We start from the raw sequence: 19,255 nt of genomic DNA, 5'->3' as shown, positions 1-19,255 counted from the left end.
TAATAGTATGTTATATTTTAACAGTTTTCACTGCACCGGAGATTTATGAAAGGATGATATAAATGCAAGACGGAATATGGTTAGTATTATTTATGGTTTTTATCGGAGCTGTAATTGGTGGTTTTACCAATTTTTTAGCAATCCGAATGTTATTTCGTCCATACAAAACATTTTTTATCGGAAAATGGCAGCTGCCTTTTACACCTGGGTTAATTCCAAAACGGCAAAATGAGATAGCTGCACAAATTGGGAAAATGATTGTAGAACATTTAGTGACACCGGAAAGCATACAGAAAAAGCTGTCAGAAGAAAAATTCAAACATGATATGGAAACTTGGTTTACGGGAAAATTCAGGAGTTTTTTGGAAAAGGGAATAACGTTGGAGCAGCTATTAGAACAATTTCATATCGAGAGCCCGATTGGAAAAGTAAATTCATTTATCGATAATAAAATTGAAAAAAAATATCTTTCAATGAAACAAGAATTCTGGCAGAAGGAAATTCATGACATATTGCCAGAAGAATGGATAGGGATTGTACATGAAAAAATACCTGGAGCTGCGGATCAAATTATTCAAAAAATAATCGGATACTTCTCCAGCCCCGAAGGCAAGGATAAAATAAAAACAATGATTGAAGAGTTTTTAAAGGATCGAGGAAGACTATGGAACATGATACAAATGTTTATTGGAAACGATTCTTTGGCTGAAAAAGTACAGCCTGAAATCATAAAGTTTTTAAATAGTCCTGGCACAAAAATAATGCTTGTAAACGTTATTGAGTCTGAATGGAATAATTTACAAAATAAACCGTTGCGTGAAATGTTGAACCAATCGAAAGATGAGAAGATATTGCTTTATATTAAGAGGTTTGTAAAGGACACCGTTCAAATAGAAAAATTCCTCAAGAAGGATATTTCTGAACTTATGTTACCATATAGGGATTCCTTTGAAGAAACATTGGCTCCACGCATATTGGAGTCAGCAGGGATTTATTTAGCCCAGCGTTCTGGTGAAATTATAGAAAGGTTTCAAGTTGAAGATATTATAAAAGAGCAAATTGAATCTTTTTCCCTGCCGCGTCTCGAAGAACTCGTTATCTCTATCGCAAAAAAAGAATTGGTTATGATCACTTATTTAGGAGCGATCCTTGGTGGTGCAATTGGCCTAATTCAAGGAATTATTGTTTTGTTAACGTCGTAATATGATAATATTGCAGAGAAAGGAGGTTTTACCTTAATGGCTACAAATTTGTATGATTATGCCTATGAGCTTGAAAAAGCTTTGCGAAACAGCAGCGAGTTTCAGAATTTAAAAATGATGTATGATGCAGTTGAAAATGATCCGATCGCAAAATCCATGTTTGATGCTTTTCGAAATGTGCAAATGCAGCTTCAACAAAAGCAAATGGAGGGGCGAGATATTACGGAAGATGAAATAATGGAGGCACAGGAAATTGCCAACCAAGTCCAAGGTAATGAAAAAGTAACAAGATTGATGGAAGCTGAACAGCAAATGAGCATGTCAATCACCGAATTAAATAAAATCATTATGAAACCACTTGATGAATTGTATGGATCGATGAATAGATAAATAGGAAAAAAGCGCATGCACCTAACTTATCGACATATTGGCCTACAGGGCGCCTAAATTTCAAAATACTGATGATTTCTTATATAAGAAAAAAAATGCCGCTTTCTAAGGAAAGCGGTGTTTTTTTATAGCGACAGGGCCTAGTATACTTTTATTTCAGTAATTTTCTTTTATGACGAGTTAAAGACGCCATCAGTTTGAGATCAAACCACTTAAAACATTTGCTTATCATGTTGTCAAGATGCTGGGACGGAAGACGTTGGAGATACAAAGGATCATTATGAAGGCAAAGCGACAGGATGTTGCTATCTGAGCCCTTCTATTAGTGGGCATGGCCATCATGTTTTCTTAAAATCTCGTAACAATCCTAAAGTTATTGTACGTCGATTAACTGATCTTTTGCTTTTGTTTTTTACCGTGTTCTATCTTTAATGCATTTTACATAAATATAAGATAGAAATGTTATATTTTGCACGATGAGGGGGGACATCATGGTTTATAAAATGCTTGTTTTAAACATTGACGGTACATTATTACAGGATAATGGCCGCATAAATAAAATGACACGTGAAGCAATTGAGTTTGCACAATCAAAAGATATTAAAGTCATATTGTCTACATCCAAAAATTTTCCGGCGGCGAAAAGAGTAGCCAAAACATTAAAAGTTGACAATCACATTGTTTCGCACCAAGGTGGATATATCGCGAAAGAACTTAATAAGCCAGTATATGTAAATAAAATAGATGAAAAAATAACTAGTGAAATAACTACATTTCTTGAATCATTTTCATGTCAAATTAAGCTCGTACATGAACAATTTTCATTAGGAAATAAAGTTAAGTTACCAGAAAATATATTAGCAAAGGTAGTGTTTCAGAGAACGAATCGCTTTTCATATTCTGAGCAATATGTCGATAATCTTAGTGAAAAATTACAAGAGGGGCCAGTATCACCACCTAAAATAGAAGCGGCTTTTGATAATAATGCAAATTTATCTGATGCAAAGAAAGCGATTGAAGAAATGTATGATGAAGTAACATGCATAGAAGTCGGTGATAACAAGCTCGACATTGTTGCTGCCGGCGTCTCTAAATTAAATGGAGTCAAATACTTATGTGAACAGCATGGTATTAAAAGAGGAGAGGTCGTTGCAATTGGTGCAGGAATCGATGATCTTCCCCTTGTACAATGGGCTGGTTTAGGAGTGGCAATGGGAAATGCGCCTGCAATAGTTCGTTCGGCCGCAAATTGGAACACAAGAACAAACAATGATAATGGTGTGGCTTATATGGTGAAAGAACACTTTCGCAAGCAATATAAACTTGAATTTTTAAAGAAAATTAATGTATTAAAATAAAACTTTTAAAGAGAGCTCTCCTATTAGGGGTAATTTGTCAACAGCCCCATACTATGAGAGCTTTTTTTCTTGTCCTTTCATCCTTCCTCTTAATGATGTATAATTATAAGAACGTACATTCGATACGCAGGAGGGGTGCAAGTGGATGGAATTCGTTTTATACATACAGCAGATTTACATTTAGACAGCCCTTTTTTAGGCTTAAAACATTTACCTAAAGAGCTTTTTCATCTTATACAAGAAAGTACCTTTACAGCATTTGAAAGGGTAATTGACGTTGCTATTGAAGGGGAAGTTGATTTTATTGTTGTAGTAGGAGACTTATTTGATGGTGAGGATAGAAGCATTAAAGCACAAGCAAGATTACGTAAACAAATGGAAAGACTGTATGAAGCGGAAATTAGTGCATTTATCTTATATGGAAATCACGACCATTTACAAGGCAACTGGATTACATTACATATGCCTGACAATGTTTATATTTTCGGTGAAGAACCTGAAATGATCCCTTTTACTTCAAAGAGAGGGGACAAAGTTCATTTATATGGGTTTAGCTATGGAAAACGGCACGTTATCGAACGGAAAATTTTAGATTATAAAAAAATGGGTCATGCTGATTTTCATATTGGACTTCTTCACGGACATTGTGAAGGTGGAAAGAGTATTCATCAGTCGTATGCTCCATTTACAATCGAAGAATTGTTGCAAAAAGATATGGATTATTGGGCTTTAGGGCATATACATATGAGACAAGTTTTGCATGAACGACCTTTCGTAGTTTACCCAGGAAATATTCAAGGGAGACATAGGAATGAACAAGGTGATAAAGGATGTTATCAAGTGGAGCTCCCGAAAAATGGCCTAGAAAAAATGACGTTTATTCCAACTGCTGCTATTCAATGGGAATCTGTTGATATTTATTGTCACGAAAACAATACTCTTTCCGAACTTTATAGCAAATGTAAGGAAGAAATGGAAACAATGAAGGAAGCCAATCAACAATCACTAATGGTGGCTTTAACCCTTCATTCTTCAGATCAATTAAGCAATGAAATCCAGCAAGTAATAAGTAACGGCGAATTTTTAGAAATACTGCAGGATGGAATTAGCTTTCAGGAAATTTTTGTTTGGCCATATGCTATACATAAGAAATTAAACAATATTAGTATTGGATTGATGGATTCCTTCATGAAGAATCTAAATGTGACTGTAGAAGAAATGAATCAGGAGGGTGGGTTTGAACAAACCGTTTCAAGTTTGTTTTCTCATATATATGGAAGCCGCTATTTAAATAAACTCGATGAAGAGGAGAAAAGGGAATTATTTGATACTGCTAAAGAATTAATTATTTTGAGTATAGGAGAAGGGAGGCAGCAAGGTTGAAGCTAAAAAGTCTGCATATATTTGGATATGGTAAATTAATCGATTTTTATATTCATGATATTTCAGATATGCAAATAATCTATGGAGAAAATGAAGCAGGAAAATCAACCATCATGTCTTTCATCCATAGCATATTATTTGGTTTTCCTTCTAGGCAGCAGTCTTCCTTACGCTATGAACCGAAAAACCACTCTGCGTACGGTGGAAGAATTACTGTAGAAACAAAGGAGCATGGAGAAGTAATCATCGAACGGGTAAAAGGGAAGTCAGCAGGAAATGTTACAGTATTTTTGGAAAATGGGTTATCTGGAAGTGAAGAACTTTTATCACAGTTATTAGGTGGTGTAGATCGATCATTATTTGAAAGTATATTTTCTTTTAATCTCCAGGGCATTCAGGAAGTGCAAAAATTAAAAGGTGATGAAATTAGCCGTTATTTAGTAGCATCCGGCACAATGGGTACAGATATTTTGCTAAATGTTGAACAGTCATTTCAAAAAGAACTGGATCAGCTTTTTAAACCGAACGGGAGAAAACCGATATTAAATGAAAAAATTGCTATGTTGCGTGAAAGTGAAAGAGATTTACAAAAGGCAAAGCAAAAAAATGCCGAGTATGGATCAATAATAATAAAAATAGAAGCTACTGATAAACAAGCGGCACATATCAAAAATGCCTTAAGTGAACTGAATGAAAAACTTCAAGTAGTGAATGAATTAATAGAAAAATGGGATCAAATTAAAGAATTTGATCGTATTCATCAGAACATAAAGGAATTAGGTGCAATCCAATTTCCAACTGATGGTTTAACAAGATTTGAACGATTATCTGAGAAAGTCATAATGATTACAAGCAGATTATTGGCTGTTAATAAAAAAATGACAGAAATTGATAAACGGATCGAGGATCATACTCCATTAAAATCATTTCAATCGATGCTAGACAAAACGGAAAAGGTATTAATGGAATGGCCGATATATGAACAAATACAGTCTGAGATCACAAATTTAAAAAGGGAATTATCCAACTACAAAGATCAAATAAGTAGAATTTGCCGAGAACTAAATTATTCTGATGAGCAATATTTAACAATTCCAAGCTTGAATCTTGGACTAGATGTGAAAGGAAAAATAAAGGATTCATTAAATCATAAAGTAATGTTAAGTACAAGGCTTGACGGAATTCAGACCCAATTGAATGCAACAAAGACTGAAATAGAAAGTTTAGAAGCAGCTTGTGAAAAAATAGAATTAAATTTGCTGTCCGAACATGATTTTAAGCAATTGGAATTAGAAAGGGAAGAGTGGAAAGATACAAATCAATTACTGCAAGAAAAAGATGAAATTGAGCGATCTTTACAAAAAGATGAAAATAATGCACAAAAAACGAAAAAATCCTTGCTGTTTAACAGCATATTTCTCTTTTGTTCATTGGGATTTGTTGTTTGGGGAGTTTTTTCCTCCGAGTGGATGATTTCCGCTTTTGCAGGATTTATATTTATTTATGCCATTTCAAACTTTATCACCGTTATAAACCGACTATATTCAATCAATCATGAAAAAGAACAAGTACAAGCCCGAATTCAATTGATCACTGAAAAAATCAGGGCAAGAAAAAATGATAAAAACCCAATTCAACTTTATGATGAGCAATTGCATTATCGAAATGAATTAAAAAATCATGATCACCAATTAGATCAAAAGCTAAAAAACATCGAACATTTACAGATGCAAAAACAAAAAATAGTTGACCAAATTGAAATAAATCAATCTAAAATTGATCATTTCAAAAAGGAACTAAGAATATCTCTTCATTTTACTGATAGCCGACTTGAAGATGCTTTTGATTTATTATTGGAATTAATGAATCGAATGAAAGGTTCCGAAAAGGTAGAACTGGAGCTAAGTGAAAAGGTTTTTAAACAAAAGCAATGGCTAGAGAATCTCAATGAACTTGCTCAATCTGCCGGTTTTGAATTTACAGAAACGAGCGAAACAATCTTTCGTTTAAAACAATTATTTAAAATTGAACAAGAAAAAAAGCATATTCAAAAAGATCTTTTGGAAAAACGTGCAGAGATTCTTGAAGAACGCGATCAATTGCAACTTGAGCTTCAGGAGTTTCAAACTCTTATAGACCAATTGTTTAAAATGACAAATACGCACAACGAAGAAGAATTTCGAACTAAAGCAAGACTTTATGAAGAATCGATTTTACTAAAGGAACGGCTTGATATACTGGATGCTAATATAGGAAATAGACTAAAGGAAAAAGCAGCAGCGTTTAAATCTAGTACTGAATTGAAGCAGAGAAAGAATGAATTGTTAAAATTAATAGATGAAAAATCATCATGTCTCCATAATCTTCAAAATGAGTTCGCAGCTCTTCGTCATGAAATACAAGTAATAGAGGAGGGGGGCACATATTCAGAGAAACTTCATCAATTTTATCATCTCAAGTCATCCTTTAACGAAGAAGCAAGAATTTGGGCGAAATATTCTGTGGCACGGGACATTTTACAAAAAACAATGGACAAGTATATTAAGGAAAGGTTTCCTATGGTCATTAATAAGGCTCAAGATTATTTGTCGTTCTTGACAGATAAAATGTATAACCGCATCCATTTCAAAGATGATGAAGGCATTGCCATTGATCATGTCTCCGGGCAGCGATTCAATCCTGTTGAACTTAGCCAAGGGACTAGTGAACAGTTATATACGGCATTGAGATTAGCATTAGTCCAAGTACTTTATGAAGATTATCCATTTCCGATTATTATTGATGACGGATTTGTCAATTTCGATAAACTTCGAACAAAGAAAGTACTGCAACTGATCGAATCTATTAGCAATAAATCACAAGTTCTATTATTTACTTGCCATGATCATATTAAAAGTCACTTTTCAGATAGGGACGTAAAATATTTGCCTCTTTCACAAAATACTTTGCAAACGATCAAACTATAAAGTGGTAAAGCAGATAATAGACTGATATGTTATAATTTTGTTAGCATTTAAGGGAACGGAGGATATACGAATGGCAAAAGAACTTTTACAACATGATGTAGGCGAACAGGTCGACCTGTTTTTACTTATTAAAAGTGCGACAAAAGGAATAGCGAGTAATGGTAAACCTTTTCTTACGGTCATACTACAAGATCGTTCCGGTGATATTGAGGCTAAACTTTGGGATACATCTGATGAAGAAGTAAAACTGTATCAGCCCGAAACGATCGTGCGAGTTGCAGGTGAAGTTCATAATTATCGTGGGAGGATGCAGCTGAAAATTAAACAAATAAGACCAACTACTCATCATGATGGTGTTCGGCTATCTGATTTATTGGAGAAAGCTCCGATAAGCAAAGACGAAATATCGAGTAAAGTAACTCAATATATTTTTGAAATGAAAAATCCTAATATTCAAAGGATCACAAGACATTTAGTAAAAAAATACTTAGATCAATTTTTAGAATACCCTGCTGCAACAAAAAATCATCATGAGTTCGTTTCTGGCTTAGGATTTCACGTTGTGTCTATGCTGGATTTGGCCAAGTCAATTTCGGAGCTATATCCATCCTTAGACCGCGATTTATTATATTCAGGTATCATTCTTCATGATCTTGGGAAGGTAATTGAATTGTCAGGGCCAGTTTCGGCATCTTACACAGTAGAAGGAAATTTACTCGGTCATATTACAATCATCGTAAATGAAATTGGCAAGGCTGCTGAAGAGCTTGGGATACAAGGCGAAGAAGTGGTCGTTTTACAACATATCGTTTTAAGTCATCACGGAAAGCTTGAATGGGGAAGCCCGAAGCAACCAATGATTAAAGAGGCAGAAATACTACATTTAATAGATAATCTTGATGCAAAAATGAATATGCTCGATCGGGCTTTATTGCGTGTAAAACCAGGAGAATTTTCTGAAAGAATTTTCCCGCTTGATAATCGCTCATTTTACAAACCAACGTTTCACCCATGATGTCTTCTTATTAATAAGAAGGCATTTTTTTGTTTTTATTATCATATAGTCTAACAAGTGGACAAGCCATGAAAGGAGCGATTATTTTGTCTTTGCCTATTTGGGTATACGTTGTCATTTTAGGAATCTTTACGAGCGCATTTATGGCCATTAAAACAGCAAGAGCAGATAAAGAGTTGGAAACTGAGTGGATTGAGAAAGAAGGCCAAGTGTATATAGAGAGAATGGAAAAGGAAAAAGAACAGAGAAGGCAAGTAGGAGAGTCCGAATAATAAGAGCAGCCAGCGCAGCTTTTAGATTGTCGCCAAATGGCATCGAGAGTACTCCCTCTCGGTGTTTTTATGTTTGTTGAAAGGAAAATGGCTGTTTGAAGTTTTGATTACTGCTCGCAGTACTAATTATTTCTCTACTCCTTACATAAATCAAAAAAGACTGTAGACAAACTCGATGAGATCGAATTTATCTACAGTCTGAAAGCTTCAGTAGCAGCTTTTTTGTTAGGAAATATTAAAACCATACCTTGTGGATAAATGGTTCTTACTTATTATCCGTATTAGTATCTTCAGTAGTGCCTTCTGTTGAATCTTCAGCTTTTGGTTCTTCGTAGTTAAGAATCGGTTCAAACGTCTCTTTTAAATCTTTATCTTCAACTTTAAGGTCCGCTTTTTTCAATTCTGCTTTCATCGCTTTTTGAATAACATTGCTGTCAACCTTGGCAACTTTTAAATCATACTCATATTTATCTTTTACTTTATCGAAAGGCTCTTTTTCTTTTATATCAGTGACTTGGATAATGTGCCAGCCAAATTGTGTTTGCAGGGGTGCACTGATTTCATCTTTCTTTAATTTGAAAGCTTCATCTTTGAATTCTTGGTCCAATTGTGGGTCCTCGTACGAAATAAAGCCAAGATCTCCACCTTTTTCAGCTGTACCGTCTTCAGAGTATTCCTTTGCAAGAGCTGCAAAATCTTCGCCTTTGTCCAATTTACCTTTAATTTCTTTTATTGTTTTTTCCTCTTGAACAATAATATGACGGACATTTCTTTCTGGTTTTTCATTATCGTAAAATTCTTTTACTTCTTTATCTGTTACTTTAATATCTTTCGTAGCAGATTTTTCTTGAAGAAGGTTTAGCTTTACCACTTGACGGAATTCATCTTCGTCTTTAAAACCATTTTGTTGAAGAAGCATTGTAAACTGAGGCCCAACCTCCGCTTTTATTTCATCTAATTTCTTAGTTACATCTTCGTCGGTTACTTTATATTCTTTTGAAAGGACCTTGTCCATCACGAGCTGTTGTAAAACCTGCTCGCCGATTCTATCCTTCATTACTTCGTAAAGCTCGTCTTTCGTAATATTTCCTGCTTTAGTCTTTACAACTGCTTCTCCGCCGTTACCACCGCATGCAGCAAGGCCCACGACTCCCGCAGCTAAAGTAAGGGTTAAAACCCATTTTTTCATTTAAGACACTCCCTATATTTATGTCAGTTATTGTAGAAAGCCACAAAACATACTATATCATAAAACAATAAATAAAAAAAACTCTTTTATTGCAAAATCTTATTAAATTAGGCTTTTGATTCAACCAAGACATATGTGGAGGGCATATGCTAAAGCGAAAGAGTAAAGGAGGTAGTCGATATGGATGGTGGTTTTGCTAATTACTCTGGTTTTGCGTTCGTGGTAGTACTCTTCATATTGTTAATTATAGTGGGTGCAGCATACGTTTAAATTTAAAATCTGTAATATATGGGCTAATATCCTAACACCTTACGAAAAATTTGAATAGGATAAAAAGAAAAGACCTTGAGGAGGTGTTAATTGTGAGTGGAGGCGTAGGATACGGAGGCGGAGCTGGCTTTGCTTTAATCGTGGTGTTGTTCATCTTGTTAATAATCGTAGGTGCATCATGGTTATATTAAAATGGATGCAATCGGCATAACTGGCCATAAAACATAAAAAGGCGGATTCCTAGAGGGATCTGCCTTTTTATGTGTATAAAATTTCAATATATGAAGAGAATAATAAAATGGTTATTAAAATATTGATCGTTCTAAACACTTTAGGTTGACGTTCTTCAGGTATTTCACGTTGCACACAAAGAGAGTTGGTTAAATTGTTAAATATATATAATATGAAAATAGCAAATACAATAAAGATGGAGATCAATCGTCATCCTTCCTTTCATCTCCCATATAGTAAAAGGATAGCAAATTCAGTAAAAAAAAGATAGATTAAAATTGACAGGTTATTCTTTTATCAAAATTTCATAACCGTCTTCATTTTCTTCTATCATTGCGCCTTTTGGAGAAGATAGCAACGATTTTGCATATAAAATATCAATGGAACATAATCCAACATGGTATGCTAGCAAGATAGTTAAATAATGAACATATTCCTGAAATAAGAACATAGCTAGTAATAAAATTGAATTAATGATCAAAAAAGGGAAGAATAATGCGGTTGTAAACCGTCCCTTTGAAATTAAATTTCTCACTGTTACGTGAATAATTGGCAAAATATAAAAATAAAACTCTATTTCTATTTTTAAATGTTTATAATATTTGAGTAAGGGAATGACATGAAATATTTTATGCAAGGGATATAATAAAATGAATATGCCTGCAAACACAATAAAATTATTATCGTTTAACGGATTAACTGCAATTGATTGCATTAACACATAAGCAAAAACAAAAAAAAGCAAAGTTATAAAACTTGAGATAATGAAAAGACGGTTAAATTCATATTTTTTATTGACATTATAAGATTTCCAGCAATGCATGACTGGTAACCCTCCAAAATAATAAATTGATTTTCAAGCAGTTTCAACTACATACTTTACGATGAATTATGCAGAATAGCAATAGGAAAAATAACTTTATTATTTTTTCTTCTTTTGGAGGATTATAGAAATAAACCGCGAATACACTGATACATAGATCATATATAAAATTGAGGTTATATAAATGGATAATTTACTGGCAAGAATTGAACGACTTGAATATCATCAAAAATTGATGCTCCGAATGATTCGATCTGAGGGATATGAATTTGACCGGCTAATCATTGAAAAAAATCTTGATGAGCAGGAAGTGAGAGAGTTTCACACGCTATGTGAATATGTGAGCAAGGAGTTTGAAGTCCAAAAAGCGGACAAATTTGTTTTTTATGCACCGCTTTTTAATATATTTGTAAAAAAACTAAATCCAAAATTACGTCCAGCTGAGGTAGTTAATGCTTGCCTTAAGCAAAATATTCATTCTGACTTAATGAAAATATTACAGAAAAATTTATAAAAAATCTGAAGTGAATATTCTGGATATTTTTTTCAGAAATAACGATGAAAATACATAGTTACACAACTGTTTTCATATCCGTTTTTTTCATTTTTCCATCAATTTCAATAAATTGAGTTTCAATATTATGGAACGATTTTTCGAAGATCTCCATGAAATCTTCTCCATAAATATTTTTAACAATTGCCATAAGCTCAATAATATCTGGAAACTTTCCATATAGCTCTCTAAGAGGAAGTGCACCCTGATAGACAGAATTATTACTAGGCTCGTATACTTCCATTAATTGCAGCAGTAAACTCTCTCCTTGAGGGGTGAGCTGAATATATGTATTGCGTTTGTCAGATTCTCTTTTGGAAAATTCCAGTAATCCACGGTCTTCTAGTTTTTTGGAGAAATTGAATGCAGTAGACACATGCATTACACCAAATTTAGCGACATCCGAAATAGAGGCTCCATTTAAATGATAGGCAATCCATAATATATGGTGTTCATTAATATTTAAATTAAATGGTTTGATCCAATTTTGCCAATCCTTTTCAATCGATTTCCACAGTGCCTTACTTAATTGAGCCATTCTTTGGCTAAATAGCATAGATTCAATTAACGAATTTTTTCCTTCCATTTGATTTCCCCGCCCTGTTTTTTTAATGTGTGTGTTTATTTTGTTGAATAATCAAAAAATTCTGTTTGCAGTTTGTCCGATACTGCCTTGTTATTATTATGCCAATAAAGTAAAAATTAATAAAGATGTAAATTAACAAAAAATTAAAAGAGGGTGCCAATATATGGATTGATCACCCTCACAAACTTATACTGTAGACTTTTCTTCTTGTAATTTTTGCTCTAACTGCGCAATAGTATTTTGGATATCTTTCATTTCTTCTTGCATGGCTTCAATATTCGGTTCAATATCCCTTTGCCATTCTTCGACTGCCATTTTTACGTCTCCTGCAAGCTCTTTAATAATTTCTTTGCCTTCTTTTGAAACTTTTGCAACAGAATTTTTAATATCCATTGCGTCTTCTTTTAAATCTTGGGCAATTCTAATCCATTCACTTTTGGATTCTTTAAGCTGATTGCGGAGTTCCTTTCCAGAACTAGGGGCTGTTAATAATGCTGTTGCAGCGCCGACAACTCCGCCAACCAAGATTCCATATGCGAGTGCTTTTGAATTCAAAACAATCACCTCACCATTATTTGTTATTATTTTAACCTTTTCTCCAAAAAGTTAAAAATCCCTGCATTCAACTTTACCCATGCTCATACATGTAAACACATTTTAGCGCATAGTATGAAGTAAGACAGGCGACAGAGGTGAGTACATGAAAGGAGTTTCGATTTTTTTTATTATCATCGGAATTATGCTTTTAATAGGGATGTTTTATTATTTCTCTGCATATCAACGACCAGGAATTTACCCGCCTAAAAAGATTTTAAGAAACCGAGTTGCGTCATTAGGAGGAGCGGGTTTACTGTTTCTTCTAATTGGAATATTAATTACTATTTTAATAAAATGAAAAAAAGAACCTGGATGAGAGATCCAGGTTTAAATTTAATTTATGCTGTTGTAACGATATTTGATCTTTTTAGGATTGAACTTGCAATTGGATAAAGTACGAATAATACGATTGCATTGATAATCATTGCAGGAACAACTCCACCTGCAAATAGAGCTAAGAATGGCCCAGGTAATTCAAAAAGAATTGCTGCGGAACCAAGGAAAACAACTCCTGATAAGACTGTACATACTGCAGCTAATATTGCCACTCCAATAACATTAGGAATCCGTTTAACGATTAAAAGATATAAACCATAGAAGACAAATGCAGTAATTGGTTTATCAATAATGTTCGGGATTTGCCCCATAGGAAATCCTGTTGTTAAAGCAGTTAGGATACCGGTGCCAATAGCTAATAGTAATACGTTTTTCTTTTCTGGAAATAAAACAATCCCTAAAAACATTAGCGGGAGTGCCATGTCAGGCTTTATTCCTCCAATTGGCGGAATAACAAAATGCAGCACAGTGCCAATTCCCATTAGTAATGCTAATATTACTAGTACTCTTGTATTCATTATAAATCTCTCCTCTTCTCAACTATTCTCTTCTTTTTGCTTCCCTGGACATGCACTGATTGCTGCCAGCGAAAGATTAAGAATATTGTAGCATAATAGTCCTAGATAAAGAAGAAGAATTTTGTGTATCTTATATAGGTACGTTGATTTCCGCTCAAGATCCTCGCTTTGCGCGGGCAGTTGGTTAGCCTCATCGCTCGCTTTGCTCACTGCGAGGTCTCACCTAGACAGTTTTTCCCGGGCGGACAGGATCTAGTGTCGACGTTGGGCCATTGGACGTAGCCGATTCTGTCGACCAGGAGTCTCGCATCTTCAGCTCCAATCAACTTAGCGAAACTTAACATGTTTTATCAGAGATAAAAAAATAACTCCATTTAATGGGAGTTATTTAGAGATATGCTGGTGAATAGATTGTGCGATGGACTGGAGATCATCTCCAGTATAATCAGCTTGGTGACTAATGTATTTTGTGCCAAATCCGTCGTTCTCATCGTAGCGAGGAATGAGGTGCAAATGATAATGGAAAACAGCTTGGCCAGCAAATGCACCGTTGTTATTTAATAAGTTCAATCCAATAGGATCGAATTCTTTTTTGATGGCACGGGAAATTTCCGGTACTACCTCGAATAATTTACTTGCCGCATCTTCAGGTAAATCGTATACATTTTCATTATGTACTTTCGGAATGACTAATGTATGTCCTTTTGTAATTTGGCTAATATCAAGAAAAGCCAATACGTCATCATTTTCAAATACTTTTGCTGATGGCAATTCGCCATTTATAATTTTACAAAAAATACAATCGCTCATATGTTCCACCTTCCTTGGAGTGATGGGAATATTTTAACATACTCCTTTGGAAATCGAGTAGGAGGGAGTGATTAACCCCCGACCTCTCACACCACCGTACATACCGTTCGGTATACGGCGGTTCAACTAAGATTGGTGACGCAAAGTTTCGTAACGAGATAATAGACTTTTGAGCCCTTGGGAATTCCAGTAGGAGTTTCCAAGGGTTCTGTGTAGTATCGGACTTTTGGAGATTCTCCAATAACTTCTACGTGAGTTTCCCCATTCATAAGCCTTTCCTTTCGGAACGCCAAGTCTAATGAGGTTCCTCACCTTCGTGCTTGGTTTCTTCCAATTCTTCCACATACACATCCGAAGTCTTCTTCTAATCCATGAATCAAACTCCCTGAATACACTTGGCGTATCTGCCAGGGCGAAGTATCCGCACCATCCCATTAGATATTGGTTTAGTTTCTCTATTCGATATTCCATGGGATAAGGTTTCTTTCTTGAGGTAATTTCTCGGATTTTATTCTTCATCCGTTTCACGCTTTCTTTGGCAATCCGAACTTTGGGTTCTTTATGAAAGGTAAAACTGAATCCAAGAAATTTCCTCTTCCAAGGACGGTCTACAGCTGACTTTTTCAAATTAACTTTCAGCTTAAGCTTTCCTTCTATAAACAAGGTGATGGAATCCATCACCCGGTTTCCTGCTTTCATTGTTTTCACATAGATATTAGCATCATCGGCGTATCGTACAAATTTGTGACCTCTTTCCTCTAACTTCTTGTCAAATTCGTCAAGGACAATGTTAGAGAGTAAAGGACTGAGAGGTCCTCCTTGTGGAGTTCCTTCCTCACTGGTTGTCACAATGCCATTTATCATGATTCCCGATTCTAGATATTTACGGATTAACTTAAGCAGGCGTTTATCTTCGATTCGTTTCGCTAGTGTCCCCATTAATTTGTCATGGTTTACTCTGTCGAAGAACTTCTCCAAGTCGATATCAACCACCCAACGATAACCTTCCTGTATATAACCTTTTGCTTTCCTAACCGCATCATGGGCGCTTCGACCTGGTCGAAATCCATAACTATGGTCTGAGAACATCGGGTCATATATAGTCGTTAAAACTTGGGCAATTGCTTGTTGAATGAGACGGTCTGTTACGGTAGGGATACCTAATAATCGCACCCCACCGTCAGGTTTCGGGATTTCGACCCTGCGGACGGGTTGCGGTGTATAGGTACCCTCAAGAAGTTCCATTTTCATGGATTCCCAGTGTTTCTTGATATGCTCTCGTAGGTTTTGTACGGACATCCCATCCACACCATGACTTCCTTTATTTCGTTCCACCCTTTTCAGGGCGGAAAGGAGGTTTTCCCGTGACAGTATTCGTTCCATTAACATTGGTTACGCCTCTTTCCGTGAACAACGATTCCACTTATGCCAGTTCTGCTCCACCATCTTGAAGTCCCCCATGGGATTCACCATATCCTCCTTCAAGCATGCCTTATCGGTTATCTGTGTTCATCGCAGGTTACTGAATGCCAAGATGTTGCTCTCTCTTAATTGTTCAGCCCTTCCCATTCTTCTCGAGTTCGAATGGTACTATGGCCTCTGCTGACTTCTGATTGTTCAGCTATCCATCACTGGATAGGTTACCAAGTGAACTTGGCGTTCCAATCAGACCTCCCCAGGTAAGAACGTAGTCTTTCCCTCCACCTATCTGCTTCATTTACTACATACAACCTTCGGCAGAAAGGGCTTTGTTCTGTACTGCAAACTCACCCAATCGTAAATAGCCTAATATGAAGTTCGTGTTCCTCAGACCGGAGGTTTGCCGCTCGCTTCCTTCAGATTCCACGTCACCGTGGACACCCTTGCGTTAAGCTAACTGCTACTTCTGCCTTCGCAGTTCGGGACTTGCACCCTATAGACTACGCCCATGCTGGGCGCACAGTGAAAACGAGCAGGATTTAATAAAAATCCTGCTCGTTGAAGGGGTTAGCGGGTTACTTGGAAAGGTTTCTTTACATCATTTCGTTTTTAATGAAATGATTTTATTAAAGAAATATCCGAATCTTCATAGCCCAACGCAATCATCTCCCTTGTCAATGTCAAGTTTGATAATCATGGTCAATGTTCATCGTGGCTTTCCGCTTCTACTGCAGATTTGTGTCTTCGACAACCACCCCAGCTTCGCTTAGTCCTCCCGCTCCTTCGATATTATATTGTCCACATTTGGAATCAGTAATACAGGTAAAAATAACCAAAAATTATAATGTCTCATAAGATTTCTTTTGGTACAATAATGATACTGTAGAGAATAGAAGAGAGGGCGTTATTCATGTCTTTACTTGAAGTGAAGAATTTAACTGGAGGATATACGAAAAATCCAGTTTTAAAAGATGTATCATTTTCAGTTGAAACTGGACAAATGATTGGATTAATTGGTTTAAATGGAGCAGGAAAAAGTACGACAATCAAACATATTATTGGATTGATGGAGGAGCGATCAGGTTCAATTACTATCAATGATTTAACATTAAAAGAGCAACCTGAAGAATTTCGAAAGCAATTTTCATTTGTTCCAGAAACTCCAATTTTATATGAAGAATTAACTTTGGAAGAACATTTAAAATTATCCGCTATGGCATATGGATTATCTGAAAAAGAGTATGAAAATCGCATAGGTCTGCTATTGAAAGAATTTCGTTTAGATAAGAAGCTCAAATGGTTTCCTGCTCATTTTTCCAAAGGGATGAAACAAAAGGTGATGATCATGTGTGCGTTCTTAATTGAGCCTTCTTTATACATCATCGATGAGCCATTTGTAGGACTAGATCCTATAGGAATTCAATCTCTCCTTGAATTAATGAATGATATGAGAGAGAAGGGGGCAGGGATCTTAATGTCCACTCATATATTAGCAACGGCGGAACGCTATTGTGATGGGTTTATTATTTTACATAATGGGGAAGTTCGAGCAAAAGGCACTTTAAGTGAACTTCAAAAAGAATTTTCAATGCCTGGTGCAACATTGGATGATATTTATATCCAACTGACAAAGGAAGAGATGTCATGAAACATATAGAAGAGTTGTGGCGGGAGAGATTTCAAGCATATATGAAAGAACTTCGTCGGTATCTGAAGTATATGTTCAATGACCATTTGCTCTTTGTACTCATTTTTGGTGGGGGAGCGGCTATTTATTACTACTCCGGTTGGGTTAAGACGTTAACTTCAGAATTTCCGGTCGGAATCGTTATCGGGTTTATTTTAGGGCTTGTACTGACTGTTAGTCCAATATCTACTTTTTTGAGGCAAGCAGATCTCGTATTTTTGCTTCCTCTTGAAACAAAGCTTGCGTCGTACTTCAAAAAAGGATTGGGAGTCAGCTTTATTGGGCAAGCGTACATTATTTTACTGATTCTAGCGGCTTGTATGCCAATGTATGTTCAAGTGACAGGCAGTAGTTTTAGTATGTTTTTTTATATGCTTTTGCTTGCTTTCGGTCTGAAAATATGGAATCTGATCATTCATTGGCAAATGTTAAAAATAAGGGATTCTTACGTGCACGTATATGACTGGATTATCCGCTTTATTTTTAATGCTCTTTTGTTTTATTTCTTCATTGAAAAAGCTTCGTTTTGGTTTTTTGGAGTCGTTTTATTGATTATGGCTGTGTTTACAATTTATGTGAAGGAAGCGTCTAAAAATAAAACAATTAAGTGGGAAGTATTAATTGAAAAAGAAGAGGGAAGAATGCAGGCGTTTTACCATGCTGCTAATATGTTTACGGATGTTCCACATTTAAGAGGGAAAGTGAAAAGAAGAAAATGGCTGGATCCTTTATTTTCTTTAATACCTTATGGAAGCGAACAAACATATCTTTTTTTGTTTGCCCGGACAATATTGAGAACAAGTGAATTTTCCGGATTGATTGTGCGGTTAACACTTATTTCGATACTGATCATTGTATTTAGTGGAAATCTTTATTTATCTATTGCCATTTCCTTGTTATTTCTTTATTTAACAGGCTTTCAATTATTTCCTATTTTGCGTAAACATGAATTGAAAATATGGACGAGCCTTTATCCAATTAAGCCTTCTCAAAAAAGAATCGCATTTTTAAGGCTTTTATTACAAGTCCTTCTCGTTCAGGCAGTTATGTTTGGACTTTTTGCTTTTATAAGTACAGGGCTGCGAAATGGGATGATCGTTTTGCTTGTCTCTATTGCATTTTCACTGTTATTTGCCAAGATATATGCTCCAGGGAGAATAATTAAGCTGGAGAAAGTTTCTTGAAAAAGGGAACAGGCAGTTTATAAGACACAAAGTCTTGTCTAATACAACTGTTGTGAGGGACAGAAACTGTCGAGAGTCCAATTTTGTCCATTGTAATTATGATGATGGACAGAATACTTGTGAAGAACCAGCTTTTGTCCAATGTAGCTGTTATGATGGACAAAATCCACTTGATGAACAAAAGTATGTCCACGATTCCCGTTTAATGAATAGAAGGGTTTCATTCTACTTTTGTTCTCATTTTTTATAATGTAATCAAGCCTAAAACAGGATTCGGATTTATTCAATCTATTAAAAAGCTAATGAATATAAAAAATCCCCGAAATAAATAAAATGTACCCTTTGTAAAGGACACTTTTAAAAAAGCCCTTAGGCAACTTGAATAAGATGATGTCTGTATTGTGCAGGCGTCATCTTTTTTAAGTTCCATTGACCTCGATAATGATTGTAATAGGTCATATAACTC

Annotated in this window: 22 protein-coding genes; 13 read left to right on the top strand and 9 right to left on the bottom strand. The window is 35.4% G+C overall.

Annotation, left to right across the window (positions count from 1 at the left end):
• Window positions 1-62: 62 nt before the first annotated feature.
• The 7 genes from KHA96_RS07335 to KHA96_RS07305 all read left to right on the top strand — a co-directional run bounded on the left by KHA96_RS07335 (window position 63) and on the right by KHA96_RS07305 (window position 8,586).
• Window positions 63-1,202, top strand: a complete 1,140-nt coding sequence (locus KHA96_RS07335) for a DUF445 domain-containing protein (protein WP_213128584.1) — start codon at window positions 63-65, stop codon at window positions 1,200-1,202.
• Between the two features lie 36 nt (window positions 1,203-1,238).
• Entirely contained in the window at window positions 1,239-1,592 is a 354-nt protein-coding gene (locus tag KHA96_RS07330) for a YlbF/YmcA family competence regulator (RefSeq protein WP_213128583.1), read from the top strand.
• Window positions 1,593-2,083: 491 nt separating this feature from the next.
• Complete coding sequence (locus KHA96_RS07325) at window positions 2,084-2,950, top strand: Cof-type HAD-IIB family hydrolase (protein WP_213128582.1); 867 nt, start codon at window positions 2,084-2,086, stop codon at window positions 2,948-2,950.
• Window positions 2,951-3,091: 141 nt separating this feature from the next.
• The gene (locus KHA96_RS07320) at window positions 3,092-4,333 is read left to right on the top strand and encodes a metallophosphoesterase family protein (protein ID WP_213128581.1); all 1,242 of its coding nucleotides are present in this window, start codon (window positions 3,092-3,094) and stop codon (window positions 4,331-4,333) included.
• Window positions 4,330-7,299, top strand: a complete 2,970-nt coding sequence (locus KHA96_RS07315; protein ID WP_213128580.1) for an ATP-binding protein — start codon at window positions 4,330-4,332, stop codon at window positions 7,297-7,299. The genes KHA96_RS07320 and KHA96_RS07315 overlap by 4 nt, the downstream gene beginning before the upstream one ends.
• Before the next feature lie 70 nt (window positions 7,300-7,369).
• Window positions 7,370-8,314, top strand: a complete 945-nt coding sequence (yhaM, locus tag KHA96_RS07310; protein WP_213128579.1) for a 3'-5' exoribonuclease YhaM — start codon at window positions 7,370-7,372, stop codon at window positions 8,312-8,314.
• Between the two features lie 86 nt (window positions 8,315-8,400).
• On the top strand, window positions 8,401-8,586 hold the full coding sequence (locus KHA96_RS07305) for a sporulation YhaL family protein (protein WP_213128733.1): 186 nt from the start codon (window positions 8,401-8,403) through the stop codon (window positions 8,584-8,586).
• A gap of 265 nt (window positions 8,587-8,851) precedes the next feature.
• Here the strand turns inward: KHA96_RS07305 and KHA96_RS07300 are convergent, their stop codons facing one another.
• Complete coding sequence (locus KHA96_RS07300; RefSeq protein ID WP_213128578.1) at window positions 8,852-9,775, bottom strand: peptidylprolyl isomerase; 924 nt, start codon at window positions 9,773-9,775, stop codon at window positions 8,852-8,854.
• A gap of 180 nt (window positions 9,776-9,955) precedes the next feature.
• Here KHA96_RS07300 and KHA96_RS07295 point away from each other — a divergent pair, with 180 nt between their 5' ends.
• Together KHA96_RS07295 and KHA96_RS07290 are read left to right on the top strand one after the other, a co-directional pair.
• Entirely contained in the window at window positions 9,956-10,045 is a 90-nt protein-coding gene (locus tag KHA96_RS07295) for a YjcZ family sporulation protein (RefSeq protein ID WP_213128577.1), read from the top strand.
• 59 nt (window positions 10,046-10,104) lie between these two features.
• A complete protein-coding gene (locus KHA96_RS07290) occupies window positions 10,105-10,236 on the top strand; it encodes a YjcZ family sporulation protein (protein ID WP_481748223.1) in 132 nt (43 codons plus the stop codon).
• Window positions 10,237-10,303: 67 nt separating this feature from the next.
• Here KHA96_RS07290 and KHA96_RS22995 read toward each other — a convergent pair whose 3' ends face one another.
• Together KHA96_RS22995 and KHA96_RS07285 are read right to left on the bottom strand one after the other, a co-directional pair.
• The gene (locus tag KHA96_RS22995; RefSeq protein WP_249315310.1) at window positions 10,304-10,483 is read right to left on the bottom strand and encodes a hypothetical protein; all 180 of its coding nucleotides are present in this window, start codon (window positions 10,481-10,483) and stop codon (window positions 10,304-10,306) included.
• A 79-nt stretch (window positions 10,484-10,562) separates the two neighbouring features.
• Complete coding sequence (locus KHA96_RS07285) at window positions 10,563-11,099, bottom strand: DUF3267 domain-containing protein (RefSeq protein ID WP_213128575.1); 537 nt, start codon at window positions 11,097-11,099, stop codon at window positions 10,563-10,565.
• Window positions 11,100-11,283: 184 nt separating this feature from the next.
• Here KHA96_RS07285 and KHA96_RS07280 point away from each other — a divergent pair, with 184 nt between their 5' ends.
• A complete protein-coding gene (locus tag KHA96_RS07280) occupies window positions 11,284-11,613 on the top strand; it encodes a DUF1878 family protein (RefSeq protein WP_213128574.1) in 330 nt (109 codons plus the stop codon).
• A gap of 58 nt (window positions 11,614-11,671) precedes the next feature.
• Here KHA96_RS07280 and KHA96_RS07275 read toward each other — a convergent pair whose 3' ends face one another.
• Both KHA96_RS07275 and KHA96_RS07270 read right to left on the bottom strand, forming a co-directional pair.
• Complete coding sequence (locus KHA96_RS07275; protein ID WP_213128573.1) at window positions 11,672-12,238, bottom strand: HTH-type transcriptional regulator Hpr; 567 nt, start codon at window positions 12,236-12,238, stop codon at window positions 11,672-11,674.
• Window positions 12,239-12,424: 186 nt separating this feature from the next.
• Window positions 12,425-12,802 carry a YtxH domain-containing protein gene (locus tag KHA96_RS07270; protein WP_213128572.1) on the bottom strand — a complete coding sequence of 126 codons (378 nt, stop codon included), beginning with the start codon at window positions 12,800-12,802 and terminating at the stop codon, window positions 12,425-12,427.
• Between the two features lie 136 nt (window positions 12,803-12,938).
• On the opposite strand from KHA96_RS07270, the gene yhzF reads away from it, so the two are divergent.
• Window positions 12,939-13,133 carry a membrane protein YhzF gene (yhzF, locus tag KHA96_RS07265; RefSeq protein WP_213128571.1) on the top strand — a complete coding sequence of 65 codons (195 nt, stop codon included), beginning with the start codon at window positions 12,939-12,941 and terminating at the stop codon, window positions 13,131-13,133.
• A gap of 40 nt (window positions 13,134-13,173) precedes the next feature.
• On the opposite strand, the gene KHA96_RS07260 is transcribed toward yhzF, so the two are convergent.
• From KHA96_RS07260 to ltrA, 3 genes are all read right to left on the bottom strand, one after another.
• Window positions 13,174-13,689: a tryptophan transporter gene (locus KHA96_RS07260; RefSeq protein WP_213128570.1), complete on the bottom strand. Its 516-nt coding sequence runs from the start codon at window positions 13,687-13,689 to the stop codon at window positions 13,174-13,176.
• Between the two features lie 384 nt (window positions 13,690-14,073).
• Window positions 14,074-14,499, bottom strand: a complete 426-nt coding sequence (locus KHA96_RS07255) for an HIT family protein (protein WP_213128569.1) — start codon at window positions 14,497-14,499, stop codon at window positions 14,074-14,076.
• A 126-nt stretch (window positions 14,500-14,625) separates the two neighbouring features.
• Window positions 14,626-15,888 carry a group II intron reverse transcriptase/maturase gene (ltrA, locus tag KHA96_RS07250; protein ID WP_213127439.1) on the bottom strand — a complete coding sequence of 421 codons (1,263 nt, stop codon included), beginning with the start codon at window positions 15,886-15,888 and terminating at the stop codon, window positions 14,626-14,628.
• Between the two features lie 940 nt (window positions 15,889-16,828).
• Between ltrA and KHA96_RS07245 the strand changes: the two genes are divergently transcribed.
• The gene (locus tag KHA96_RS07245; RefSeq protein ID WP_213128568.1) at window positions 16,829-17,566 is read left to right on the top strand and encodes an ABC transporter ATP-binding protein; all 738 of its coding nucleotides are present in this window, start codon (window positions 16,829-16,831) and stop codon (window positions 17,564-17,566) included.
• Window positions 17,563-18,789 (top strand): ABC transporter permease, encoded by a 1,227-nt coding sequence (locus KHA96_RS07240; protein WP_213128567.1) that lies wholly within the window; start codon window positions 17,563-17,565, stop codon window positions 18,787-18,789. Before KHA96_RS07245 ends, KHA96_RS07240 begins: the two co-directional genes overlap by 4 nt.
• Window positions 18,790-19,158: 369 nt before the next feature.
• Here the strand turns inward: KHA96_RS07240 and KHA96_RS23480 are convergent.
• The coding region (locus KHA96_RS23480) for an IS3 family transposase (protein ID WP_213128732.1) at window positions 19,159-19,255 on the bottom strand (97 nt) is incomplete at its 5' end.

Source organism: Bacillus sp. FJAT-49711, from assembly GCF_018343715.1.
GTDB lineage: Bacteria > Bacillota > Bacilli > Bacillales > Bacillaceae_C > Lederbergia.
This window is presented reverse-complemented; position numbering and strand designations above follow the sequence as displayed.